This is a genomic window from Bacillus sp. WC2507, from assembly GCF_052656125.1.
Genome location: NZ_JBQXPN010000003.1, coordinates 283,362 through 309,970, shown reverse-complemented (window position 1 = coordinate 309,970; position 26,609 = coordinate 283,362). Strand labels below are relative to the sequence as shown.

Sequence of the window (26,609 nt, the reverse complement as noted above, 5' to 3'; positions counted from 1 at the left end):
TTGCTCCTTTTTCACTTGAATTCCACATGAAACTTAGTATCGATTATTCCAAAAGCGACTTTACATGGGAATGGATTTCTCCCTGTTGAAGCATCAGACATACATGAAAGTACCCAATACTCCAATTCTATAGGTAAGCGGAATGCCTGGATACTACCATCATTGTGTTTTACTGTTAAGATTGGTGTATTTACCCTAGTTGTAGCAAAACCATCTGTTGTTATCATCGCTACTGCATCATTATTATGAAAACCAGCGCTTAAAACCTCGTAAGTTATTCCATCTTTCTCATTGATAATCATAGGTATATTTAAATAGGAATAATTATTTATATCCTTATGAATAGTTGTTCGCGCTGTATTCTTTCTTATCTGATTCCCTTGCATTGTATACATTCCTTTATAACACTCCAAACATCATCACCTAAATGTATTCTATTTTACGTCTATTATATTCGAAAATTTTATTGTCATCTTATTATAGAAAGCATCCGTACATATGATGGAGCTATTTAATGGATCTATATCGATAACGGTCATATAGTTAGTGAGTAAATAACCGTCTTCATAATATGTAATTAATATCTCTTCTTCAGATAGCAATGAACATAGTAACATGTTCTCAATCCGTTCTTTCTCTTCAGAAGTTAAAATGGGGCGTGCAACTTTATTTTTCTCTTTGATCATTTCACGTATTCCGACGAATTGTTCTGGCATTGCTGCAAACGGTGTCCATTTTACCATTCCTCTGCCTTTTGGCATATTAGCGTTGTTCATGATTTGTGTCCCCCTAACAGTGTGTTTCTGTATCTAGCTGTTGCATTATTTGTATAGGAAATTCCCCTTAATATGATATTTTTTCCAAATTTTGTACGTATTTCATCCATTACTTTCGTTAGCTTTATTTCTTTTTCTCGTTGTATGATGTTATCAAAAAGAGAAATTTGTTCTTCTCCTTCACCAATTAGTTTTGTTAGAGAAATAGTAATACTTCTAATTGGTTCTCCAGTATATTGTTGATGTAGAAAATATAGACAAACTTGATAAATGTCCATGGTTAAGTTGGTCGGACGGCTTAAGGTATGTGTTTTGCTAAAGCCACCCGAATAACTTTTACTATATCCAATTGAAAATTGAACGGTTTGAGCAAGTTTGTTTTGTTGTCTTAATCGATAGCAAACTTCTTCGGTATGTTCCAGTAGGATAATCGGAAATTCTTCTATTGTATAATCACGCATTAAAATTTGGCTTTTTCCTATAGAAGTTGTGGCAGGAACATATTTTTCTGAAATGCGACTAAAGTCAATCCCATTACTATGTAAGTGTAATTCTTCGCCAATCACGCCGAAGCTTTGTTTTAAATATTTAAGAGGATAATTAGCTAAATCTCCAATTGAATGTATTCCTTTTTGATTTAATTTTGTTTCTGTTTTATGCGAAATCCCCCAAAACTTATTAAGCGGTCGTATGCTCCATAATTTTGTCGGTATATCTTCGTATGTCCAATAAGCGACTCCGTCTTTATTTTTCTTTGCTTCAATATCTAAAGCTACCTTACTCATCAATAGGTTAGGTGCAATCCCGATTGTGCATTCAATTCGTGTGTGTTCATATATTTCACGTTTAAACTGTAATGCAAATTCATTTGGATTTCGGGCAAAGAGATGGATGCTATCGGTAATATCCATAAAAAATTCATCGATGCTGTATTGATGAAAGTCTTCAATAGGAACATATTGTAGAGCTAACTTCGTTATGTAATTGGAGCACTTAATATAGGTTCCCATAATTGGATTCACAATAAGGATATCTTTTTGTCGAGGAATCTCGTATAGCCTTGCCATCTTCTTTACACCCATTGCTTTTAAAGGTGGAGTTGCGGCTAAAACAATGGACCCATTCCTATTCACATCACCGACTACAGCTAATTTTGTATGAAGTGGGTCTAATCCCATTTTGATGCAACTAACAGAAGCATAAAAGCTGCGAAGGTCGACACATAAAATGATTCTATTCGGTAAAATTGAATAGTCATACACTATAACTCCTCCTAATAATAACGAGAACGTTTGTTCTTGTTATTATTATACACGAACTTATGTTCTTTTATGAAGTGATTTTTGAAAAAATATTTAATTATATGTAGTAGAAATAAGTAGAACGACAGAGAGAAATAACGGCCAAATGTTATTGAAGTTTCTAGGATATAAGCTGTATCATTTATATTGATTAGTACAGGAAGAAAATGATGGGAGGGAAGCTTGTTATATCATATTCTGAATACATAAGATGTAACTGGTTGCTGCCGTTAATTATTTTAATTAGATTCCCTAAATTATTTGGTCATTTGTCCACAGTAACATTATTTGCTCCGGAAATAGGGCAACTCTTATTTTTAATACCATTGCTCTTTTTAATTGTGGGAGTCGTTAGATTGTGTAAAGTAACGAAAATAGTAAAAAAAAAGTATTTATAAATGACGTTATCGTTATGTTTTTTAGTGCAGTAAAGTATCTTGAATTGGATCAGAGAATGTATGGCATTTCGTAAGGTAGTTCAATTTAATAAAAGGTTAAAGAAGGTCATCCTTATAAAAGAGGCTTCTTTTTAAGGAATGTTATATTCTATTTGTAGAATCCTAAGAAAGTATGACATTTTATTTGGGTAGTACAGGAAGAAAATGATGGGAGGATGTAAGGTATATTATCCTTTCAAAAAGTGATAGTAATTTATCGTAAAAAGAGGTTTCTATTACGAGATTATGTGAAAATATAATTTCACATAATAGATTGAAGGAGGATGTTTCATAAATGGAGCAGGTGATACAAGAGTTTTTTTCTCCAAGTAAAAACTATAAGGTTCAAATCATTAGAAGAAAAGATGGGCTATATACAACAGAAGCTTATAGATCGATGGAGGATTGTGGATATGAATTTTGGAGTTATATATCACAAGGATTCACTTTGATAGATAGTGAGGAGCATGCGCGAAAGATTGCTATGGAACAACTAAAGGAGTGTTCAAGGGAAAGTTTTAAATAGCAGATTGGTAATAATTAAATATACGAGAACGAATTTGTTAATTATTTTTCTAGACTTCTTACAAACAGGATTGTCACTTCTTATAACAGTATTTTTCCTATTGATAATAAGGATATGCAATTTTGCATATCCTTATTATATTTATTTATTTGTATAAATAAATATAAAATTAAAAAGTTTTCAATAAAGTTTTTAAAGAATCCTATATATAGAAATCTATAGACTCTCTTAATAAACACAATAAGGTCCAAATCATTAAAAGAAAAGATGATTGGTATACACGAAAGCATATAGATGGAGGAGCGTAGCTATGTGTTTTAGAGTTTATATCCTCAAGGTTGTCTTTGGTACTAGTGAAGACCATGAACGAAAGATAGCTAAGGATCAACTAAAAGAGTGTTTAAGATAGACAGAATAAGTACTCTATTTGAAAGGAGGTGATTTAATAGTATACGGGAATTAATAGAATGAAATTTGAATTCTAAAAAAGTATATTTGCAAGCGGAGAAGAAGTTCTTTAATAAAATTATTTGAAAACTTCGATCAAATGGTAATTTACTTGAAATTTAAAAGTTGGAGGGAAATTATGAAGAATAGATTCATTTTAAGTTTTTTCTTTGGATCTGTATTAATTGTTGGGGCATTGTTTACACCCAGAGATATTTTTGCAGAGACATTAGAAAAGAAGGATAGTGTAAATCAAAAAATAACCCAGGAAGTATCGCCTAAAACAGATACAAATATAGCAGAAAATCATGAATTTAGAGTAGATAAATTAAACGATACAGATTTCAACGTTATGATGAAAAATAAGAAAACAGGAGAAGATATTCTACTGGATTCATTTAAAAATATGAAGGGTTCCTATGCTGCACCAGGATTAAAAAACATGGAATTTCACCCCTTAAAGTGGTTAAGCAATGAGGAGTATGAATATGTGTTTACGTATGCAAGGGCTTATTATTCTCACGCTCCAACTATATATATTGTTAACTTAAAAACGAATCAAGTTACGCCGTTTTATTTATACGGATCGAAATGGAATGGGACTGACTTTGAACATTCTATAAAATTCACAAATTCAGATGCGCCTGTCAATGATTTTAGAGGACAAAGTATGTTTCTCACAAAATACTTCGATGACTTTATAGCGGGAAGAAATATACAAAGATTTGATGATGAGATTCTATTCCGAATGAGTGATAATTTGGGTGCATCAAATGAACTATACCGACAATCTTATTATGTAAAACTAGATTTTAAACATTTAAAAGCGACTCACTATTCTAGTAGAAGGCCCCTTGATGGGTCTAGTTTTTCAAACCGATTGCCGACGCATTTAAGCCATTATATGGATGCAGAAGGAAACTATGTGTTGGTACAAGATGATAAACTAAATAAGCATATTGAACCAGAAGCCAAAAAAATAAGAGCGTGGGTAAGTAAAAAAACCGTAGAAATAAATTATTTCTACGGTTTTTATTGTGTTAATTCGATGTTCTTTCGTAGTGTACTTCAAGAGGTATAATGCTATTGAACTGCCTAAAAATCAGAATCTTTAATATGTTATATACTATCTGTAGAATTCTAAGAAAGTATGACATTTTATAATTTGTGAAAGAGCATAAATTTTTCGAAAGTGAACTTACTAGTATTAGTTTTCTGAATCGAATCTTTTTAAAAAAATAGTAGCAAATTCCATTTAATCTTATTTATTTTATTGGAATTATGAGTTATATTAAAAGTAGGTGCAAAAATGCACTATTTGAAAAAGAGTGCAAGGCAAAAAGGAATCCGTAAAGGGTTCCTTTTTTGTTTTTTTAAATGAAGCAACTTCCTATTATCTCTGTCTTTTTTATGTATGAGTGAATGACCTTCTGTTTTATAAACATAAAAGGTATTTTTGGAAAATTGCCATATTCCTGTAACAAAACAAAGGTATGTTATGTGTGTAAAATATAAAGAGAAAGAAGGAAAAGTTGTGAAAAAAATTTTACCAATTGTTGCGTTGTTAGGCTTGATGAGTTTTGGAGCACAGGAAATGAATGTAAGAGCTGATACCTATTACAAGAGCGATTCAAAAATTAGTTTTTGGGATTCGAAAAGGAAGGGTACTAATTTCATGAATAGTACGTCATTGCCCGAGAACTATAAAAGTGCAAAAGAAGCTAATATTGAATATGTTCGTTTAGCACCTGATAAATGGGCAAAGGATAAAGATTTTTTATTTGAGGATAAACCGGATACCTCTGGAAAGGATTTTCTGATAGGTAGTGCAGATAACTATCAGGGATTAGTAAAGGAGGATCTAGAAAAATTAAAAGCGGATTTAGATGCCGCACAATCACAGGGAATGAAAGTTGTTCTTACAATGTTATCTTTGCCTGGTGATCGGTGGCGCCAATTTAATAATAACAAGAATGACGACAGAATATGGGAAGAAGAGAAGTATCAAGAACAAGCAAGTCAATTTTGGAAAGACCTTGCTTTGGAGCTAAAAGATTACCCTGCAGTGGTCGGTTATAATATTATAAATGAACCTCATCCAGAAACAGCTAAAAATAATAGATATAATGATTTTTGGACGGAAGATTATGAGAAATGGTATGCAAAAGTAAAAGGAACGACAGCAGATTTAAACAAATTTTATGAAAAGGTGATTCATTCTATCCGTGAAGTGGACCAAGAAACACCGATTATTTTAGATTCAGGTTTATATGCTACTCCATGGGCCTTTAAATATTTAAAACCAGTAGAGGATAAAAAAACACTATACGCATTTCATATGTATGAACCATATGAATTAACGAGCCAAGGTGAAAAACAAAACAAGGAATATCAATATCCAGGATTAGTAAAAGTAGGGGATTTAGAGAAACCTGTAATGTGGAATAAACAGGGATTAGAAAAATTTTTAAAGCCACTCCAACAATGGTCTAAGAAAAATCATGTACCATCTAACCGAATTATTGCAGAGGAGTTTGGAATTAACCGTACCGTTCCAGGAGCTACCCAATACATGCAAGATCTTATTTCTATCTTCAACCAAAGAGGTTGGCATAAATCATTCTATGCATTCCGTGAAGACACATGGACGGGAATGAATTATGAATTAGGAACAGGAAAAATAAAATGGGACGAAGAGGGTAAACCGATACGTCAAGATAATCCACTCTGGGATGTAATAAAAAAAGATTTACAGGGGCATAAGTAGTTTAGAATGCTTGGTTTAAGAACTAAATGTAAGCATCTAATTCTAATAGAATTAGATGCTTTTTATATCAAAGAAGGCGGAGTCATATTAAAGATTCCGCCTTTCTTTTACATATAGAGTAGCAACCTGGTTTATTTACAATAAATAATAAGATTCTTAGAGAATAGTTTAAAAAAAGTTAAGGAAGTTTAAATAAATGTGGTTGCAATTATTTAAACCTTGAAGTTAAAAAACTTTTATGAATTTTTCGCTAGATTATAAGCTTTAAATGTTGAAATTTATTTACTTATTTCGCCAAATGAATACATTTATACAATTAGATGGAAGTTAAGGGTGTTGAATCAAAACATAATAGTTTGTTATTGATGAGTTTATCGTAAAGTTGTTATTTAATGTTTCATCAAATAGTATTTGTATACAATGATAAATAAAGAAAAGGAGATTATTATGAGAAAAAATAGATTAAAAGATACAACATAGATAGCATGAATAGCTTGGGGTGTAAAACAAAAATCCTTAAGTGCATTAAGGAAAAATGAGGGAGTTAATATGGGGAATAATTCAAAACATAAAACTAGAAAAATACTTGCAGCCACCGCTACAGTAACCATGCTTGCAACTGGAATGATTTCTACAACAGATATCATTGCAGAGGAAACTCAACAGCAAAATAAAATATCGACATCATTTCAAGAGGGAAAGTCAGTTAAATCAGAAAACAGAATATATACAGTCCCAGGAAAAGGGGATGTTGAGGTACTGAAACAACAGGAAAGAAAAAGTATGGCATTTAGTCCATATGAACCGACTGGTTTATATGCAAAGCCAAATGAACAAATAACGATTAATGTAGAAGGAAATCAAAATATTCAAGCATACATTGGAACGTATTCGTATGATGCTTCTTGGAGAGAAGATTCTAAAATAAAATCATTTACATTAAAACCAGGTATAAACACAATCCAATCTCCAAATGGAGGAATGATTTATTTTTACAATAAACAACAAGGTGGTACCATTCGAACAACAGTCACAACTGGTGGAACGACTACTCCTCTCTTTGAACTAGGTAAGCATACAAAACAAGATTTAATAGATATGCTGAACCAATATCCAAATGCACATGCAGTGGAGCTAAAAGGAGAACGTGTATTAATTACGGCCAGCCCTGCACGTGTTAAGAAATATTTGCTAGGTTCTAATACAGATCCTGTACAACTCTTAAAAAAGATGGATGAAGCTACCCGAATTCAAGACAAAGTAGCTGGATTATCCGAAGAACAAGCAGACAAGCATTATATTCATTACGTAGAAGAAAATCATTCACCAGATTATTATATGTATGCGACTTCTTATCGAACTGCATATGTAGGAGATGCAATTCAATACGTGTTAGATATTAATAAATTTATAAAAGATGGTTGGGGTCCTTGGCATGAGGCAGGGCATTTGAGACAGCAATCACCTTGGAAGTTTTATAATATGACAGAAGTACAAAATAATATTTACAGCATTTCTGTAGAAAAGGCGTTTAATCAACCATCCAATTTAGAGAAAAGTGGAATTTATCCGAAAGCGTTTCAATATCTAGAACAAACGAATAAAAATTATGACGAAATTAGTGATGTTTTTGTTAAGCTTGTTATGCTCTGGCAACTACAATTAGCATATGGAGAAGACTTCTATCCTAAGCTGCATCAATTGTATAGAGATATGCCTTCTAATGAACTTCCACAAACTGATGAAAATAAAAAACAATTATTTATGATCTCAGCATCAAAAGTAGCCAAACAAAATTTGATGCCTTTCTTTGAGAAGTGGGGATTACGTCCAAATAATGATACCATTCAAAAAGTGGCTGCATTAGGCTATCCGATTTTAACAGCAGAGATTTGGAAGGGGACGGATTCTAATCCGATTAAACCAGATGTACCTAATGCAAATAATATTTTAGAAGGAAGCCAGTTTGCATGGTCAATGAAAGGGATTAGTGATTTTGAGTTTGCTAAAATCAATTTCAATAAGTCGGCTGAAGAAATGCAAGTGGACTTAAAAGCAGGCGTACCGCATCATTATTTTAATGAAACATATGCGAGTATTAAAGTACAAAATGCATCAGGCAAAGTAGTATACAATAAAGATATTTATGGAAACAAACAACAAAATGCTGAATCGCAAAAAGTTCCAGCTAAAGTAGGAGATTATATTGAGTTAACACATCTAGAAGGTGTGCATAGAGCTACTTTAACAAATGTAAATAATAGTAAACAAGAAAGTTTTGGAAAAAAAGCAATGTACGAAGTTACAAAAGAAGGTCTGAAGAAAGTAGAAAAAATGCCAGAAGCAACGGTTTTAGACGGAAATCAATTTAGTTGGTCTTTAAAAGGATATAGTGATAGAGAAATTGCAAAAGTAAATTATAATAGGGTAACAGAGAAAATGCAGGTGAATTTAGAAACAGGCGTACCACATTCTTATTTTAATAATACGTATGCGAGTATCAAAGTACAGAATTCATCCGGTAGTGTTGTATACAATAAAGAAATAGTGGGAAATAGACAGCAAACTGCTGAAAGCCAAACTGTGCCGGTCAAAGTGGGAGATTATATCGAGTTTACCCATATAGAAGGGGAAGCAGTAAATGAAAAGACACGGGCTAAACTTACTAACCTTGAGAATAATAAACAAGAATATATAGGAAAAAAAAGAATCTATCAAGTTACTTCAACGGGATTAAACAAAATAGATTAACATGAAAAACATTCAAATTTTTAGTTAGATGCTTAATAGTCGTTCATTATGAACGGCTATTTGGCTTTTATTTAATATAAAGTGAAATTAATTTTAAAAATATGTTTGAGGACTGAGTGATGTTTAGGTGCTGTAGATTTGAGAAAAAAGAAACAGAATAATAAGGTATTTGTTGATAAAGACTCTCTGGTATTACAATATTTTACATATTTGGTATGATGTATATGAGTGCTATATATTAAGGGAGGAATGAGAATGAAGAGGTTCATAGCTCATGCAAATGGTAATAAGATCTTTAAAAAGTTAGTTTTAATGGTGTTACCAATGGTTCTAATGTTAATGATGATAACCCCATCGAATGATGCATTGGCAGCCGACCAATCAAATGCAAGTTCACTAAAAGGTGTGAATCTATTTAATGGAAGCTGGACTGTTGCTATACAAGCTGCAAATTTACAATATGTGTCTGCTGAACCATCGGGAAATGTAGTAGCAAATCGTAGTGCAATTAATGAATGGGAGAAATTTGAATTAATTCCGACTGGGGAATTATATACGTTTGCTTTAAAAGCGAAAAGTAATGGAAAGTACGTTTCGTTTGAGCCAAATGGTAGAGTAGTAGCAGATCGTACATCAATTGGGGCAGGGGAAAAATTTATCTTATATAATGGTGGAGACAATAGGATATATGTATTACAAGCGCTAAGTAATGGTAGATTTATATCAGCAAATGGCGGTAGAGAATTAACTGCTAATAGTTATGTAGCTGGAAGCTGGGAAAGATTTGTTATTGTGTACTTCTAAATTTGGAAGTGTTATGTATCTAGATGATAATGACATGTGTAGTTCATATGCATGCCAAATAAAATAAAGAGTTAAGTACTTAATATAAGTGTATATTTAGGTACAAAAAGGACTGCAAGTAATTGTCAGTCCTTTTTGTATGTTAATTAATTATCTGCTGTGGATGTAATAAGAAGAAAAAGAACCCTATAGGGTTCTTTTTCAAGGCATATTAACCGTAAGGAGAATCATGAAATGCTACTTCAAACCTTTATTAGGGGAAAGATTTTGAAAAAGCTTAACATACATCTATTTTTACATAAATGTAAGATATAGTAAATTGATAATCTTTATACTTACTATTACTAATATTCAATTAAGATGGTTAACACTATGTGTATAGTGTTAATAGGTGTTTAGTGTAGTATACATTTAGAAATCTAGTATTAGATTACAAGTGTTAAAAAGCTAATAGGTTTATCATTTCAAATTCTAACTAACATTTAAACGATTATAATTGAAATGGGGTGTGTATTAACTCTTATAAGCTAATGAAAGTAAATAAAGACCCTGTAAAAAAATACAGGGTCGGATACAGGGTTAAGGGAACGCATAGTTTCTTAAAAACATAATAGCATATATATTTTGTGTAGCTATATGAAGATTTTGACAAAATTAAGAACAAGACAGAAAATCTTTGAGAAATCAAATATAGTGGTGGAAATATGATTAGGAAGTGAACTATTTACATGTTAATATAGATGAAACCTTTTGAGCACCGTGATCAAAAGGGCATTGAATTAGAGGTTTAGGTTAGTGAGATAATTAATCTTCCTGAAAAAGAAAAATATTTTTTTAGATTAAAAGAAGAAAAGACACCTTTTGGGTGTCTTTTCTTTTGGTATACAGCTCACATATTGTTGAATTAGATATGAAACCATAATTCGACTATGAAATAAACAACATAAGAAATTTTAACATAATCTAGACTGAACAGAATATGTAATAGTGCATTTTTAGTCTTCAATTACTATATTGGATATAGAAAATCAGTATAAATAAAAAGGGCATGCAGTCGTATCTGCCGCCCTTTTTAGGAGGAATTTAAGACACCAATAGGACACGTATTGGTAAAAAGGCTTAAAAATAGTATATGTAAAAAGAAAAAGTCCTATACCAAAAGTGGATTGAGCTTTATCTTTTTTACTTATTCAAAAATCAAATCCCGCTCTTTTTAAAATTGGTACAGCAAACATATAGTTTGGAATGGAATCAGAAAAAGTATACATGAAAATGGCAGACAACAATTTTGTCGCCTGCCGGTGCCAAGGGACTGAATGAGTTAGTCAATTCCTATAAATTCCTACCCCATTACCAGAAGATTTAAGCCGCTAGTTCAAACGGCTTAAATCTAGTTTGCCTGATAAAGAAAAAATTATGAGTGAAAATTTTGTTTGCTCTATATGAAAAGATAAATAGATATTCATCAGACAAGGATAATACAGCATACCTTGAATAGGGGGGAGGAACGAATTAAGGAAAAGAATGTGATTAAGGAAGGGACTGAATCAGGAGTGGGAATTTCGGACAGGATTTGGGGAGCCGTGATTGCCTTGGGCATTGCGACTAATATCGTTGCTTGTATAATGGCAGTATACATTCAAAAATACGAGCTAATGATAAACTACCTTACAAATATTTTATTTTTAATAATTATAGCGATAACGTATATTAAGATGAAAATTAACAAGTGGGTGGCGTTAGGATTTACGTTAGTTGTAATGGAAAAAGGTATTAAGGCAGGTTATGATTTCTACACACATGATTACTATGGTGTCAGTTGGAGTTTAGCTATCATTGTCTATTGCATATACGAGATGAAAAATTATTATGTTGAAACAAATAAATAGCCGCAAAAAATAAGGGTTAGTAGGCGGAATTCTTGTTAAAGTATACAATTTTTTTACCAATGATATTACGGTCCTGTTTTTTACTTCAATAGCATAAAAAAAGACGCCATAAGGCGCCCCCAAATTGGGTAAACGAGGTTTTAGTTTTCCAATCTAAAGAAATTATGTATCAGCTCACAATGAGAGTATATCATAATATACAATCAAAAAAATATGCATTATTACATATATGAGTTTAATAAAAGTAAGATGGGAGTAAATCAAAATAATATAAAAAAGACACTACAGGAGTGTCTTTTTTGAGAAAATACTCTATAATTAACTTTGGGGAAGGTAATGTTAGAGTATATATTTAGCATTATCTTTATATTTGATAAACCATGAAATCAAAAAATTTTGTGGTTTATTTTTTGAACAATAGATATTCCATTATTGGCAGTGAGCTATTGATCATTATAAGCATTTAAAGAGGTAGGATTAAAAATCTAACATCGAATAACGGTTCCAGAATATAGCGTTACGAAATGATTTCCCATATCCAAAACGGTACTTGCCTGTATATAGCCCTTAAAACCTTCTGAAGAATAATAAATTTCTTTTGGTATACTTTCTTTAGATTGGAAATGTGTTTTAGAGTATTTTACATAATGGTTTTTAATAACTTTTGATTCTGGAACAATAGTGTTTTTTTGTTCCAATGTTTGCCTAGCACTAGAAGGTGGTATGAATTTTTGAGTGTCTTGGTAATTATGATCTAAGGTGTCAGCCTGTACACTGTGTGACGACACAAAGACGCTTAAACTACTTCCCACAATTAATGTTGCAAATGCTAACTTTGAGACTTTCGTTAATCTAATCATTTTATAATCTCCTTTTCATTATTTTGTAAGGTACCTCCTTACACCTCACAGTCTATATCCACTACATAAGGGTGTACATACATATTGATAGACAAAATTCTACAAAATACCTCGTGTTTTTTGGTTTGTGTATAATAATTCAATGTTTGATAATTTATCAGAAGTAAAAATGTAGGAATTATATAAATGAAAATGAATAATTTATGCAGGACTTGTATATGAAATTATTGTTCAAATATTCTAAAATGAGTTGATAAAGATGGTGTGGTATTATTAGATAATAATTGATTCGATAGGTTGGATTTGAAAAGTGAATTCTCTTTTTGAGCTTATATTACTTAAAATAACTAAAGAATAAGTACAAGCACATAATTAAAATAAAAAAAGTGAGAAAAATGATAAACATTCTTCTCACTTTCATCAATTAGGGTGGCATATACAAAAATATGCGTTTAAGAGGATTTTTGGATGAAAAATCCACATACATAGTATAACAAAATATTTAAGGCACTTCGCATGTAATATTGCATATAAAGAGTTGATAGATATAATAGTTAGTCTATTTCTATTATTTAACGAATTTTCCGAAAGAGTTCTCCTACCCTAAGAGAGTGTAGGGTGATAGGTGAGAGAAGAATTTTGATTTGGCGTAGCCAAAAAGAACAATACATATTTTGATATGTAAAGACCTTTCAAATGAAGGGTCCTTACATACACTTATATTAAGTTTGTTGTGGTGCACCACCATGATCGCCAACACTATATGTAGGAGCAGGGTAATGTCCATGAGTAGCAAACTGATCCGCTTTAAAAAATGGAGAAATTCCCACCGTTAGAATCCCAATAAAAGCAATACCTGATAATAATAGGCTGATTTTTTTCATTATTTTAACACTCCTTTTTCGATTGATTTTCGTCTTGCTTGGTAACAAATTTGGAAATAATCACTTACCTTTTGATGGTTCTCTAATTGTCTACATTTTGTGGCAAATAATTCAGCGTATTCGACAACATATTCCCATAATTCTTCTTCCTCAAAGTATAAGATTCCTTCTTGGATGATTTTTTCTAATTCTTCCAATGGAATATTTTCGTTTAATCTTTTTAAAATAGAGAAGTGGTGTGTGTATTCTTCGTTTTGAATTCCTCTGCAAATCTGTAATCCCTTATCAATGAGTTTGCTAGCTGCTGATTGTTGTCCTAATTTATAATGCTCCTTAGCTTGTAGGAAGATAGCCTTGAAGTGTGTAGGGATTTTCTCTGTTACTTCTGAAAGATGACGAATAGCTAACGTAGACATACTTTGATCAGAATACAGCCATCCTAAAGTACTTTTTACGAATAACAAGGAATCTTCTTCTTCATTCTTTTGTAGTAATTCAATTGCATAATGCAGATATTCTTCTGCTTGTTCGTACTGCTTTAAATAGATACAGCAACCTCCTAGCAAACTATTACAAAAGGCTGTTTTTACTTCATAACCTTCATACTTCGAAAAGATTTCTCTCGATTTATTTGCGTATTCGATAGAAGCTAGCATGTTATAGGTATGGTGATAAAAAGTAGCAATTCTATAGTAGAATTCAGCGTGTTCAATTTCATCTGGAATTTTTACTAATATCTTTTCTGCCAGTTTATAATGTTCCTCTGCTTCAGAAAAACTTGATATAAAAGTGGAATGAATGGATTTAAAAAAGTGATAATAGAAGCGCAGAAAATGGTCTGTAGGCATATCATAATCACTAATAGCGTCAAAACTATCATGTTGAATACCGAGGCTATCTGTTAAGACCGTGTAACGAAATTCAAGTAGTGAGTAATACAGTAACAAATTTTGATCCTGATGTTTTTGATTCGACTCAATGCTTAACTTATTAATTTTTTCATCAATTTTCTTTTTCAGATTAGTAGCTTTTATAACTTGTTGAGATAGCATAGATCGATACCAGTCGTTCAATAGAGAGGTTAATTCTTCATTTCTCTTTAATGAAACACTCATTATATACTCCCCCATCCTATAGAAATATCCTAATCCAATTTAATTGTAACTATCATAGCAAAATAGAAGGGAAAATGAAGTGATTTTACATTTTTTTCAATAATATTCAGAAAACAATCAATTGTTGTCGAATGTGCTTATAATTTAAGTTATTTGTTTGGTAAATGTGATCAATTTAATATGATTAACATTCAGAATAATCAATCTTTTGTTTATACACAGTATTCGATTAATTATTTTTTACTTTATTGTTAGAATAGATACCAAATGATAGGGGTTTATTAACATAATTTACAATTAAACCTTTTCAAGGATTTTATTTACAAATAAGAGAGAAAAAAGATTGCAAACTAATATATTTTTCTTTGATTAGATTAGTTGACAAAATAATAAAACTTATATTTTTTATTTTGTATATAAAGAATAAAATTTTTATATTGTGAAGTATAGAAGGGAGATGCTTATAAATGAAAATACCTTGTTTTATCATGCGTGGAGGAACGTCAAAAGGCTTCTTTTTTAGATAAAGATTTGCCTTCCAATCAATCTATTAGAGATGAGATTATTTTAAAAGCATTAGGGATAGGGAATGCAAGAGGTGTTGATGGAATGGGTACATTAGACCCTTTATCAAATAAAATTGCGATTATTCGGGCGTCTACTACACCAGGGATAGATATCGATTATACTTAGGAATCCCTCACTTCTAAACGAAGTGAAAGTGGGGGTAGTTCAAAATAATGAGAAAGAATCAAAGTTATGATGTATGGAAAGAAAAGAGAAAAGAGCGTATTAATTTTCCGAACCAGGGTTAAATGTCAAAGGTTCGAAATAATCTTCTAAACCTTGAAATAACAGGTAAAAATAATAAGCACTCAAGTAGAAGTGCTTATTCAAATTCGATTTCTGTTTTACCATCTGATGTGAAGTATCTTATGGTTGTTTTGTCGTATTCTTGCAATCCACTTTGCGTAACGGCGTCTTTTAACTTTGTTCTCGTTCTGTAGCCGAAATTTTTTCGTAAGCCTTCGTCAGCATTTGACAATGCTGACGAAGGCTTACGAAAACATATAAGACATACAAGTTATTTTCTTTATTTAATTCAACCGCTGTTACAGTACCACCGAAATATTCTATAATCTCTTTGGTTCTACGTTCAATACTTTTCGTCATTCTTGTCTGCTCATCTTTTGGTTGTTCTGTTTTCACCGTTGTTTGTTGTGTTTTTTGCTGCTCCTTTTGAACCATTTCTTTTTCGCTGCAAGCTGCTAACATTACAACCGATAAACCAACTACTAATACTGATTTCTTCATCATCTAAATCCTTCTAATGATAATATGTAAATATTAGCATACAATGAAATTTTTTGCTGAATATGGAATGACATGTAATGCTTGTCGTGGGTATGAATTATGTGATGTCACCTATTGTAACAGTTAAAATGTTAGTACTTATCTTTTCTTAATAACATTATATATTTGGCTTCGTGAAAAGCATTTTAATGGATTGTTTTAGCTTAATATAAAAAGAGAACGCATTATTATTTACGTCCTCTTTTTATATATTAGATAAATTTAAGCAGAAACTTTTATTTTAATTATGTAGATTCACGAATAATTAAGTTAGTAGGATATTCAATAATTTTCCGTTTAATAGATTCATCTGTATTTATATATAGTAGTATCTCGTTAACGGTTCGTTTACTCAGTTTAACAATTGGAATATCAATAGTACTAATTGTTGGGGTTGTAACTGTACAAATTAATTGATTATCATAACCACAAACAGCCAAGTCAGTTGGAATAGAATACCCTTTAATAGTAGCTCCTTTAATGACTCCAGCAGCAACTTGATCATTTCCTGTAAATAATGCAGTAGGTTTATCTTTTAATTTATCTAGCTTCTCAAAAATTCTAAACCCATCATTAATAGTAATTGCATCTCCAAATAGCCATTTTTTATTGAATGGTAATTGTTTTTCTTTTAAGGCATGCAGATAACCTTGTTGGCGTTTTAATTGTGCTTGACTATTAAGAGAATCAAAACAAAAGCCAATTTTTTTATGGCCTTTGCTTATTAAATGTTTAACAGCTTTGTATCCAGCTTCAAATTCATCGTAACAAATTATCGGAATAGGTGCATTTTCCTCATACTCATTACAAAGTATTATGGGCCCATATGCTAAATAATGCTCTATATTTTCCCAACTATTTTCTAGGGATGCGAGAATTACACCATCTACAGCCTTATTCTTTAGTAAGGAAAGTAATTCAAGTTCAATTTTTTTCTCATAAAAAGTCTGATAAATTAGTAATTTGTAATTATGCTTTAATAATTCTTTAGAAATTTCTCTAGCTAATTTTCCGAAAAAGGGATGATCTATATTGGGAATTGATAGTGCAATGGTTTGTGTCTTATTTATCCTAAGATTCCTTGCAATAGAACTAGGAGTATAGTTGAATTCTTGCATTACTTTTATTATTTTCTCACGTTTTTCTGAATTTACATAAGGATGATTATTTAGAACTCTTGAAACCGTAGCATTTGATACATTACATAATTTAGCTATTTCATTAATTGTTACCATAGAGAAACCCTCCGTAAAAAATATGTTGACATGTAATCGATAACATAAAATATAGTCTACTCATGATTTTCAAAATAATTTCTTAGAGGTGATTTAACGTGAAAACTCTTACTACAATTTCTGGACATAGTAAAGACAATTTAGCTTTATTAAAGTGCCTACAGGGGGAAACAAAAGAAAAAGAATTTGAAATTAGTAATATATTACCGAATCACAAGATGAAAGAGAAATTATTTAGGGAAAACAAATTGAAAATAGATATTGATATAGAAAAAGATATTTTCAATTATAGCAGAAAAAATATACAGAAAATAGAATTTATGCCAGTTAATCGGTTGATTTCTCAAGATGAGGTTGAAAAAATTATAGGGGTTTTAAAAGATGTTTTACCGACAGGTCAATTCACAAGTGGACCATTTTCAAAAAAACTAGAAGAAGTAATCGGAAGTTATTTAAATAAAAAGTTTGTAATTGCAACAAGTAGTGGTACAGATGCTCTTATGGTGTCATTGTTATCTATTGATATCCAGCCGGGGGATGAAGTAATTATGCCAGCTAATAGTTTTGCTGCTACAGAAAATGCTGTGTTAGCAGTCGGAGCAAAACCTATATTTGTAGATATAGATCAGAAGAGTTATTGTATTGATCCGTCTAAAATCGAAGAAGCTATAACCCAAAAAACTAAATGCATTTTGCCTGTACATTTGTATGGAAAACAATGTGAAATGAAAAAAATTCGTGAAATCGCGGATATATATCAATTAAGAGTTATTGAAGATGCATGTCAAGCTATTGGTTCTTCAAATCTTGGAGAATATGGAGATATTATAGTTCTTAGTTTTAATCCATATAAAAATTTTGGTGTATGTGGTAAGGCAGGTGCAATAGTTACCGATAATGAAACTCTTGCAATACGTTGCAATCAATATAGTTATCATGGATTTGAAATTGATAAAAAAAATAAAAAGATATTAGACTTTGGATTCAATTCTAAAATTGATAATTTGCAAGCAGCTATTGGTTTGGAAAGAATGAAGTACTTATCATACAACAATTTAAAAAGAGCGTATTTAGCTCAACGATATATACGTGATTTAAAGGAATTAGAGGATAGAGAATTAATTAAGCTACCTAAGATGACAGAAGATAATGTCTGGCACCTTTTTCCGATTAGAGTTGAAAATGGAAGAAGAGACGAGTTGAAAAATAAATTGTACCAATTGTACAACATTGAAACAGATATTTATTATCCGGTATTATCTCATAAACAAAATACTAAGTGGGTAAAGGAAAATGATTTACAAAAAAATATATTAAATACAGAGCAAGTTCATAAAGAAATATTACATTTACCTTTACACCCAAACATGATGTTAGAAGAGCAAAATTTCGTTTTGGAGGGATTATTCAATGTCAATAAATAATGAAGTTTTAAAGTCTTTAAATTTTGGAAGACTACCACAGGTTAAAAAGCCTAAATATGTAGTTTTCTGTGATTTTGATGAAACTTATTATCCTCATAACATGGATGATTCTAAAAGAAGTAATATGAAATTGTTAGAAAAGTATTTGTATGAACACGGAAGTAAAGGGGATATAGTAATTGGTTGGGTAACGGGAAGTAGTTTAGAATCAATTGCTGAAAAAATGAAAAAGGGTGGTATTCAGTATTTCCCTCATTTTGTGGCGAGTGGATTAGGTACAGAAATAACGTACTTTGATAGTAATGGGACTACTATAGATGATCAAATTTGGGAAGGGAGAATTATAGAGGGTGGTTTTGATTCTTCAAAGATTGAAAGAATTCTTAAATTGCTAGAAATAAAATATGAAATTTTTTTAAGACCTCAGACGCAATTAGGAAGTTCTAAGTACAAATTTAATTTTTATTATGAAGAGCAAAATGAATTTATTGATGCAAAGAATTTAGAGAAGATAGAAGAAATCGGAGAAATATTCCAAGTTGGAGTTAATATTAACAAATGTAATCCATTAGCTGGGGATCCAGAAAATTGCTATGATGTAGATTTTATTCCACTTGGAACAGGTAAAGATGAGATAGTGAAATTTATTTTAGACAAGTACGAACTAGATAAAACAAATGCAATAGCTTTTGGAGATAGTGGGAATGATTTAAGAATGCTACAAGCTGTAAGGCATGGTTATTTAGTAGAAAATGCAACAGAAGAGGCTAAAAAAATACACTCAATGTTAGCTCAAGGTGAATACTCGATTGGAATTTTAAATACTCTAAAGCACATTATTAATTAAAAGGGGATGTTCATATAATGAATATTGGAATTATAGGTGCAGGAAGTATTGCAAGAGCTCATTCTAGAGCATTATCAACTGTTGATAATTGTAAATTAGTTGGAGTGTATGATGTTAATTATGAGAATGCCGATAAATTGATAGGGGATTTTGGTGGGAAGGTTTTTAATAGCTATGAAGAGTTACTAGAAGTAGTTGATGGGGTAATAATATCTTCCCCGAATTTTTGTCATAAATCTCAAGCTGTTCAAGCGTTATTAAAAAACAAACATGTGTTATGTGAAAAGCCAATGGCAATCTCTTGTGAAGAAGCAAAATATATGATGACAATAGCAAAAAATACTAATTTAGTCGCTTCAATGGGGTTTAACTATCGCTACTTATCCTATGTTAAGGCTTTAAAACAATTAATTCAAAATGAAGAATTAGGGGAAATAGTAGTGATAAGATTGCATTTTAAAAAGAATAGCGCTTTTAGGAGAACTTCGTTTACTTGGCGAGATGATTTTCAAAGTAATAAAACTAGTGGGGCCTTGGGAGATTTGGGGATCCATCTAATAGACTTACTATGGTTTTTGTTCGAGAGTGATTTTAGAGAGGATACCGTTCGTACTAAAATTAAAACAAATGTTAAGGAAAAAGAAAGCAAACCAGTATTTGTTGATGACTATGCTGAGGTGTATGGCCAATTGAACAATAAGGTTTTTGTTAATATTACAACATCTAAAAGTTCGTTTCTTGACGATTGTGGTTTTAGTATAGAGGTAATAGGTACGAAGAAAGAATATAAGTATTCTTCTAAAGAGCCAAATAAGTATGTACTCTTTGATGGATTGGAAAAACATGAAATCCCATTATCATTACCTTTACTAGTCGATCCAGAAAATGAGATTTTTGAATGGTCTGATTCTTTTAGAAGTGAAATTATAGAATGGGCAAAGGCTGCGGAAGGTGGCCCTAAAAAGTCTGTAGCAACATTTGAAGATGGATTTCGTTCACAAGTTATATTGGATATGTTTTTTGATAAAAGCAGTAGTAATAAAGAACAATCTGTAGCAACTATTTAGTTTTATGGTAAAAACAGGGGTTTAGAACATTTACTTAAATCCCTGTTTTTATTTTGGATTGGAGTTGAGAAAAGATGCGGTTAATGTTTTATTATGGTTGCTTGTTTTATCTTATTGTAGGAATAATACATGTTTGCATAGGTAGTTTAATTCCTTCATTAATACAATATTATGGAAGAACCCCTGATCAATTAGGTGTTTTAATATTTTTTCAATTCACAGGTTTTTTATTCGGTGTTCTAAGTTCACCCATACTAGTAAGAAAGTATCATTATTTTAAAACAATAACATTAGGTGTTTTAGTAATGTCTATCGTTCTAGGAGGTTTTATATATATTAAAGAATGGGCATATTTAGCCGTTATTTGCTTTGTATTAGGCTATGGAGCAGGTTTGTTAGAAACTACGGTGGGTTCCTTTATTATTTCAGCAGAAAGGAATAGTGCTGCTAAATTTAGCATTCTCGAAGTATGGTTTGGGGTTGGGGCGCTAGGGTTTCCGTTACTAGTTAATTATATTATAAAATTTTATGAATGGTATTTTATTCTTTATGGGATATTACTATTCTTTATTTTTACACTATTTGTTTGGTACATGTTTGGACGTACAAAATTTCTAAATTTTTCTCCTCAAAATAATGAAAAGGGAGGAGCATCCCTTTCCTCATTTACTCTAAAATTTAAAAGTGAAAAGATTACAGTTATATTATTTATTTCACTTTTTGCATTCTTATATGCAGGCATAGAAACTAATCTTGCAAATTTTTTATCTACAATAATGATTCTTACCAATAATGAATTAATCAGTTCAGTAAGTATATCTTGTTTTTGGCTAGCAATAGTTATAGGACGATTACTTGTAGGTAAGCTAGCCCATAAATTTAATTATTGGACATACATTACATATAGTTGCTTTACATTAGTGATTCTTTTATCTCTATTTCCCTTTGTTCGAGGTACAGGTATGTATTTGTTTATCATCTTTATTATTGGTTTAGTCATAGCGGGTGTTTTTCCAATAACATTAATCCTAGCTTCTCGTATTATGGAAAATAATATTGATCAAGTGACTAGTCTATTTATTGCATCGGCCAGTTTAGGGGGGGCATTAGTATCTTTCCTAATTAGCTGGAGTCTATCATTAAATACTATCACTGTTACTTTTGGGATATTTTCTCTTTTTGCATTTAGTCTAGGTTGTATTATTTTAAAAATGAGGAAAATTTCAACTTACAGTAATGAAAGTACCAAAAAAGTAGAAAGTATGAAAAATTTATAGAAAAAATTTTTCATAATGTGAAAAAGGTAATATTATGTGGAATCTCTAAAAAAATTGATAAAGTTAAAAATTCCGTATTTGGGCTTTGTTTTATATATTGTAATGTGTAATATAGAAATCAGAGTTACTTCAAAAATAAAAATGATATGCAACAGTGAACAGTTTTCAGGTGATTGAATGTCATGATATGAAAAGAATGCCTTGTTGTATATACAATAAGGTGGTAAAGAACATATTTTCATAAGTAATAAAAAGTTATTTTAATTAGCTTTTAAGATTAATCTAAGAGGGGTTTGTTATCGAATGGAGATAAAGATTAGTAAAAAGGATAAGATTGATATCTCTAAAAAATTAAAGCCTTTTTTAGCTGAACAGTATTCACTGGAATTGGGTGAATACATAAGCTATGAGTTACTTGAATTCATAATAAAGGAATTAAATCCACATTTTAATCAAGTTACTAAGGATAGGTTGGAAATGTTGTTAAAGAATATAGAGAAAGATATATACAGTTAATGGACTTTAAATGACGATTGAAAAACTAAGATATCATTTTAGATATCTTCATACGCAGTAAGAATAAAATAAATAATGCGTTACAAAACACCCATCAAATTTTATTAATTATAAAGGATGGGTGTTTATTTTATCATTTTAGCCAAGGTGAGGGCGTCCTTTGAAAGGAGCTTTTTTTTATTTTATTATTAATAATTTCATGTACCGTAATTATTAATAATAAAATAAAAATATTCAACAAGGGGATTCAGTCCAAGCTAGGTCACAGTAATACATTAGTTACCAAAAAATATGATGCATAAAAAAAATATGTTCATCTTTTTTCTTAGAAAAGAAAAATAATCTTATTTTATATATTTGTTTACACTACAGTTCAATTATTAAAATTACCGAATGCTCACATTATTGAGGGACTAGAAAACAACAAAGACGTTCTCAGATGTATATATGAACTTTTAATAACAAAGATAAAAAAAGAATAGGTAATCGGAAATGTCGAAAGGAATAAATTGATATTAAAAATTGAAGGTGATACCATAAAATTAAACAACGTTTAAAACGTTGTTTAATTGATAAATATTAGAGGAGGAGATAAGTTGAAGGGAAATGAAAACATATCTACGAAAGAAAAGATTTTAAATACAACATTGGAGTTAATTAAAGAAAAAGGCTTCGAAAGTGTAACAATAAGAAAAATTGCGGCATTGTCAGATACTAATATTGCGCTTGTAAATTACCATTTTGGCTCAAAGGAGAAGTTGATTAGCGAAACAATTAAAGTCCTATTAATTAGCTTTCAAGGCACTTTTTCTATTTTAGATGATATTAAAGTGCCAGTGAAAGAAAGATTAAAAATATTTTTACTTGATTATGTACTAGTAATTCGGCAATACCCTGAGTTAGTTAGGAAAATTATTGCAATGGGAACTACGGTATTTACATCTCAATACGAATATGGAGATTTTTTGAAGAGTCTTGGTTTTAGTAAAGTGAAGAATACTTTGAGTGAAATAACAAATGAAACGGATCAGGAAATTTTAATGATTATGACAGTGCAAATATTCGGATCCGTTTTTCTTCCAGCATTAATGATGCCAATTCTTGAATCAGGGGCAGATATAAAAATACTGCCTGTAGAAAAACAAATTGATTTCCTATTTGAACGCTATTTTTATAAAAATTGAGATAGTGGGTGGTAGAGATGATTAGTTTTTTTAGAAAACACTGGTGTGATGTAGGGTTAGTAATGGCTATTGCTGTCGTAGGTTGTTTAGTCGCAAATTTTGGAGAAATGAGTGAAATAAAAGTACTGTTAGCGTTAAGTTTTGTAGCCATTTTAGTGCATCAATTTGAAGAGTATCGTTGGCCAGGTTATTTCGCTGGTCTGTTTAATGTAGTTATATTTAAAAGTGATATACCAGATCGTTATCCATTAAATACGCAATCTGCTATGGTAATAAATATTTTGATTGCGTATGTTTTTTATTTACTTCCGGTTTTCTTTCCAAATATTATATGGCTTGGATTGGCACCTATTTTAATGGGATTTTTTCAATTCATATGGCATGGTATTTTTGCGAATATAAAAGCAAAAACAATATACAACCCAGGATTAGGTGCGGTTGTATTACTACATGTTCCGATTGGTTATGCATATATGAGATATGTTCTTTTACACAATTTAGCTACAAATTTGGATTGGATATTAGGTTTAATCTATTTTCTAGTAGCTACCTATTTTTTAATTATAAAAGGAAATATGTTACTGAAAAGTAAGGAGACAATTCATTACTTTTCAAAAAAGCAATTAGGTCCGTACAATGATGCATTTAAGTGATTCAGAAGGGATTTTGGGTGCTGAAGAGAGTGCAAGTGATTAAAAAAAGAAAGGTACGTAGGTGCCTTTCTTTTTTTGAAGGAGATTTTTGTATTTTGGCTAGCGCAACATTGCTATCAAGCTAACTAGACAAAATACCCCCTAAAATAAAAAAGATGTTATTTTTTCTGAGAAATCATAGGAAAGGATAACGTCTTTTTCTTAATATGATGGTATTCTATATGAAAAATTAACATTGTTCAAAATGTATATATTGTGCATAGTGTGTATTATGTGTTCATAAGCATATAAGACGCAAGGAGTTGAATCATGAGAATCTTACTATCTAATAAGTCTAAGTCTCCTATTTATCAACAAATCATTGACCAAATTATATTACAAGTATCAAATGGGACATTGAAAAAAGATGATGCATTACCTTCCATGCGTTCATTAGCTAGAGATTTGAAGGTATGTGTTATTACTTCAAAAAGAGCATACGAAGAACTTGAAAAAGCAGGTTACATCTACTCTATAGTGGGCAAAGGCTCCTTTGTTGCCAAAAAACAAAAAAGCAACAAGTAGATGAACCAAGTGATCCAATACGTGAAAAGTTCAGTACAATCGTTCGAGAGAGTAAGGCTAATTATTTATAAACGCACTGATTTTTAGGGGTCTTGTTTAGCAGAGGTATAGAATACCTAATGAGTAACTGTTATACAGATGTGCTCTTAAACGCTGTGGTGCTACTCAATCGCTATCAAACTAATAAAACAAAGTTCTCCCTAAAAATGAAAAAATGCGCTCAAACAAATATAACACCTTAGCATTACATTCTGAATAGGGGACAGCCACATGCCCATCAACTTAAGAAATCCATTGTTCCCCAAAAAGAAAAAAATGACCTGAATTCTCATAAATAATGGTTGTAGATATATATAATTTTTGTTTTAGGGATACCTCAAAGTATTAGCTTAATAAGAATAATCCTTAGCCTCCTTTAGATAAAAAAGGGGCTTTTTTACATATAAAATCACATGGGTTTTTAAGGATAGCTTTGAGCGTAGAGAGAAACTGTAATAAAAACCAGATGGGGTAAAGACTAGTATTGAAAAATATAAAAGATGGAAGTAGCAAAGGGGATTTACGCATAAAGTAATATTGATGGTAAAATTAACGAAATTTTCATTTTAATCAAATAAATGCATTGTGTTTTTAACTTATAATAATGTTACTACGATGAAAATATGGCTACTAATTAGTTATTTTAAAATCAATTTTAGATAGGAAGAGGATAATGAAGACCAGAGAAAGTTATAAAATTGTTGTAATTGGTGCTGGGACTGCTGGAATATCTTCTACAGCACATTTGTTACGAAATGTACCCCTATTGAAAGACAGTATTGCAATTATTGATCCATCAAAAAAACATTATTTCCAACCACTATGGAGTTTAGTGGGGGGAGGAATTGTTTCAAAGGAAAGTACGATGCGTGATCAAGAATTACTTATTCCAAAAGGAGCAACGTGGATACCTAAAAGTGTTGTTAAGTTGTTTCCGGATGAAAATAAGCTACTTTTAGATGATGGACTGCTGCTTGAGTATGAAATTCTTATTGTAGCAGCTGGTATACAAATAAATTGGGACGGTATTAAAGGCTTAAAGGAGTCTATTGGGACTAATGGGGTTTGTAGCAATTACTCTTATAAATATGTTGATTCTACTTGGAAAGAAATTGAAAAATTTAAAGGAGGAAATGCGGTGTTTACCCACCCCAATACTCCTATTAAATGCGGTGGTGCTCCACAAAAGATTATGTATTTAGCAGAAGAGTATTTTTCTAATAGCGGTGTAAGAAACAAAAGTGAAGTAATGTTTTATACCGCGAACGCTAACATATTTCAGGTTCCGCGATATGCTAATACATTAGAACAAGTACTTGAAAGAAAGCAAATTATAACAAATTATCATAAAAACTTAGTAGAAATTATTGCTGAAAAGAAAGAAGCAATTTTTGAAGATACGCAAACACTGAAAAGAGAAACAGTACCGTATAGTATGATCCATGTTGTTCCACCAATGGGGCCACCTAGTTTTATTAAAGAGAGTGAGATAAGTGATTCTCAGGGATGGGTAGATATAAGCCCTTATACTTTGCAGCATGTAAAGTATAAGAATATTTTCGGACTTGGAGATTGTACCAATTTACCAACCTCTAAAACTGGAGCGGCAATTCGAAAACAAATACCTGTCTTAAAACAAAATATTATGGACGTACTTAACGGAAGAGACTTGCACGCTAAATATGATGGATATACATCCTGTCCGATTGTTACAGGTTATAAAAGTCTTATACTCGCTGAATTTAACTATGATCATGAACCTCAAGAAACGTTTCCGTTTAATCAAGCGAAAGAACGGTATAGTATGTTTTTACTTAAAAGATATATGCTGCCGTATATGTATTGGAATTTTATGTTGAAAGGGCTGCTATAAGGGAAGATAGAAAGCGGTTA

The 26,609-nt window shown here is 31.1% G+C and carries 23 protein-coding genes and 1 pseudogene; 16 read left to right on the top strand and 8 right to left on the bottom strand.

Annotated elements, in window-relative coordinates:
- Nucleotides 1-11: 11 nt before the first annotated feature.
- Genes ACUN28_RS29370 through ACUN28_RS29360 form a run of 3 tightly spaced genes read right to left on the bottom strand, consistent with a single transcriptional unit; the run spans nt 12 to nt 2,038 of the window.
- Nucleotides 12-386, bottom strand: a complete 375-nt coding sequence (locus ACUN28_RS29370) for a hypothetical protein (protein WP_016090035.1) — start codon at nt 384-386, stop codon at nt 12-14.
- A gap of 48 nt (nt 387-434) precedes the next feature.
- Nucleotides 435-776, bottom strand: coding sequence for a YolD-like family protein (locus ACUN28_RS29365; RefSeq protein ID WP_016090036.1), 342 nt, complete (start codon nt 774-776; stop codon nt 435-437).
- Nucleotides 773-2,038, bottom strand: a complete 1,266-nt coding sequence (locus ACUN28_RS29360; protein ID WP_016090037.1) for a Y-family DNA polymerase — start codon at nt 2,036-2,038, stop codon at nt 773-775. The genes ACUN28_RS29365 and ACUN28_RS29360 overlap by 4 nt, the downstream gene beginning before the upstream one ends.
- Before the next feature lie 771 nt (nt 2,039-2,809).
- Here ACUN28_RS29360 and ACUN28_RS29355 point away from each other — a divergent pair.
- From ACUN28_RS29355 to ACUN28_RS29330, 6 genes are all read left to right on the top strand, one after another.
- Nucleotides 2,810-3,040 (top strand): hypothetical protein, encoded by a 231-nt coding sequence (locus tag ACUN28_RS29355; protein ID WP_016090039.1) that lies wholly within the window; start codon nt 2,810-2,812, stop codon nt 3,038-3,040.
- A 586-nt stretch (nt 3,041-3,626) separates the two neighbouring features.
- Nucleotides 3,627-4,568, top strand: coding sequence for a hypothetical protein (locus ACUN28_RS29350; protein ID WP_098560391.1), 942 nt, complete (start codon nt 3,627-3,629; stop codon nt 4,566-4,568).
- Between the two features lie 417 nt (nt 4,569-4,985).
- On the top strand, nt 4,986-6,254 hold the full coding sequence (locus ACUN28_RS29345; protein WP_016090043.1) for a glycoside hydrolase family 5 protein: 1,269 nt from the start codon (nt 4,986-4,988) through the stop codon (nt 6,252-6,254).
- Nucleotides 6,255-6,803: 549 nt separating this feature from the next.
- Nucleotides 6,804-9,005 carry a M60 family metallopeptidase gene (locus ACUN28_RS29340; RefSeq protein WP_098560390.1) on the top strand — a complete coding sequence of 734 codons (2,202 nt, stop codon included), beginning with the start codon at nt 6,804-6,806 and terminating at the stop codon, nt 9,003-9,005.
- Nucleotides 9,006-9,260: 255 nt separating this feature from the next.
- Nucleotides 9,261-9,809, top strand: a complete 549-nt coding sequence (locus tag ACUN28_RS29335) for a fascin domain-containing protein (RefSeq protein WP_098885276.1) — start codon at nt 9,261-9,263, stop codon at nt 9,807-9,809.
- Nucleotides 9,810-11,362: 1,553 nt separating this feature from the next.
- Nucleotides 11,363-11,698 (top strand): hypothetical protein, encoded by a 336-nt coding sequence (locus tag ACUN28_RS29330; RefSeq protein WP_033660013.1) that lies wholly within the window; start codon nt 11,363-11,365, stop codon nt 11,696-11,698.
- Nucleotides 11,699-12,183: 485 nt separating this feature from the next.
- On the opposite strand, the gene ACUN28_RS29325 is transcribed toward ACUN28_RS29330, so the two are convergent.
- From ACUN28_RS29325 to ACUN28_RS29315, 3 genes are all read right to left on the bottom strand, one after another.
- Nucleotides 12,184-12,558 carry a hypothetical protein gene (locus ACUN28_RS29325; RefSeq protein ID WP_016090047.1) on the bottom strand — a complete coding sequence of 125 codons (375 nt, stop codon included), beginning with the start codon at nt 12,556-12,558 and terminating at the stop codon, nt 12,184-12,186.
- Nucleotides 12,559-13,280: 722 nt separating this feature from the next.
- Nucleotides 13,281-13,442 (bottom strand): transcriptional regulator, encoded by a 162-nt coding sequence (locus ACUN28_RS29320; protein WP_016090048.1) that lies wholly within the window; start codon nt 13,440-13,442, stop codon nt 13,281-13,283.
- Complete coding sequence (locus tag ACUN28_RS29315; protein WP_088083746.1) at nt 13,442-14,557, bottom strand: response regulator aspartate phosphatase; 1,116 nt, start codon at nt 14,555-14,557, stop codon at nt 13,442-13,444. Before ACUN28_RS29315 ends, ACUN28_RS29320 begins: the two co-directional genes overlap by 1 nt.
- A gap of 492 nt (nt 14,558-15,049) precedes the next feature.
- On the opposite strand from ACUN28_RS29315, the gene ACUN28_RS29310 reads away from it, so the two are divergent.
- Nucleotides 15,050-15,250, top strand: a complete 201-nt coding sequence (locus ACUN28_RS29310) for a PrpF domain-containing protein (protein ID WP_016135569.1) — start codon at nt 15,050-15,052, stop codon at nt 15,248-15,250.
- A 291-nt stretch (nt 15,251-15,541) separates the two neighbouring features.
- Here the strand turns inward: ACUN28_RS29310 and ACUN28_RS29305 are convergent, their stop codons facing one another.
- Complete coding sequence (locus ACUN28_RS29305; protein WP_445423470.1) at nt 15,542-15,871, bottom strand: hypothetical protein; 330 nt, start codon at nt 15,869-15,871, stop codon at nt 15,542-15,544.
- A gap of 284 nt (nt 15,872-16,155) precedes the next feature.
- Nucleotides 16,156-17,145, bottom strand: coding sequence for a LacI family DNA-binding transcriptional regulator (locus tag ACUN28_RS29300; RefSeq protein ID WP_000256376.1), 990 nt, complete (start codon nt 17,143-17,145; stop codon nt 16,156-16,158).
- A 98-nt stretch (nt 17,146-17,243) separates the two neighbouring features.
- Here ACUN28_RS29300 and ACUN28_RS29295 point away from each other — a divergent pair, with 98 nt between their 5' ends.
- The 9 genes and pseudogenes from ACUN28_RS29295 (at nt 17,244) to ACUN28_RS29255 (ending at nt 26,589) form a co-directional block, all read left to right on the top strand.
- Nucleotides 17,244-18,569, top strand: coding sequence for a DegT/DnrJ/EryC1/StrS aminotransferase family protein (locus ACUN28_RS29295; protein ID WP_098560586.1), 1,326 nt, complete (start codon nt 17,244-17,246; stop codon nt 18,567-18,569).
- Nucleotides 18,556-19,416, top strand: coding sequence for an HAD-IIB family hydrolase (locus ACUN28_RS29290; protein WP_016136287.1), 861 nt, complete (start codon nt 18,556-18,558; stop codon nt 19,414-19,416). Before ACUN28_RS29295 ends, ACUN28_RS29290 begins: the two co-directional genes overlap by 14 nt.
- A gap of 17 nt (nt 19,417-19,433) precedes the next feature.
- The gene (locus ACUN28_RS29285) at nt 19,434-20,483 is read left to right on the top strand and encodes a Gfo/Idh/MocA family protein (protein ID WP_016090056.1); all 1,050 of its coding nucleotides are present in this window, start codon (nt 19,434-19,436) and stop codon (nt 20,481-20,483) included.
- Nucleotides 20,484-20,557: 74 nt separating this feature from the next.
- Nucleotides 20,558-21,760, top strand: a complete 1,203-nt coding sequence (locus tag ACUN28_RS29280) for an MFS transporter (RefSeq protein ID WP_016136288.1) — start codon at nt 20,558-20,560, stop codon at nt 21,758-21,760.
- Between the two features lie 303 nt (nt 21,761-22,063).
- Nucleotides 22,064-22,276 carry a DUF2164 family protein gene (locus tag ACUN28_RS29275; RefSeq protein WP_016090058.1) on the top strand — a complete coding sequence of 71 codons (213 nt, stop codon included), beginning with the start codon at nt 22,064-22,066 and terminating at the stop codon, nt 22,274-22,276.
- A 596-nt stretch (nt 22,277-22,872) separates the two neighbouring features.
- A complete protein-coding gene (locus ACUN28_RS29270; RefSeq protein ID WP_016090059.1) occupies nt 22,873-23,460 on the top strand; it encodes a TetR/AcrR family transcriptional regulator in 588 nt (195 codons plus the stop codon).
- A gap of 8 nt (nt 23,461-23,468) precedes the next feature.
- Entirely contained in the window at nt 23,469-24,113 is a 645-nt protein-coding gene (locus ACUN28_RS29265) for an HXXEE domain-containing protein (RefSeq protein ID WP_080118251.1), read from the top strand.
- A gap of 309 nt (nt 24,114-24,422) precedes the next feature.
- Nucleotides 24,423-24,748, top strand: a pseudogene (locus tag ACUN28_RS29260) (GntR family transcriptional regulator).
- 641 nt (nt 24,749-25,389) lie between these two features.
- Complete coding sequence (locus ACUN28_RS29255) at nt 25,390-26,589, top strand: FAD/NAD(P)-binding oxidoreductase (protein ID WP_016090062.1); 1,200 nt, start codon at nt 25,390-25,392, stop codon at nt 26,587-26,589.
- The last annotated feature ends 20 nt before the right edge of the window (nt 26,590-26,609 follow it).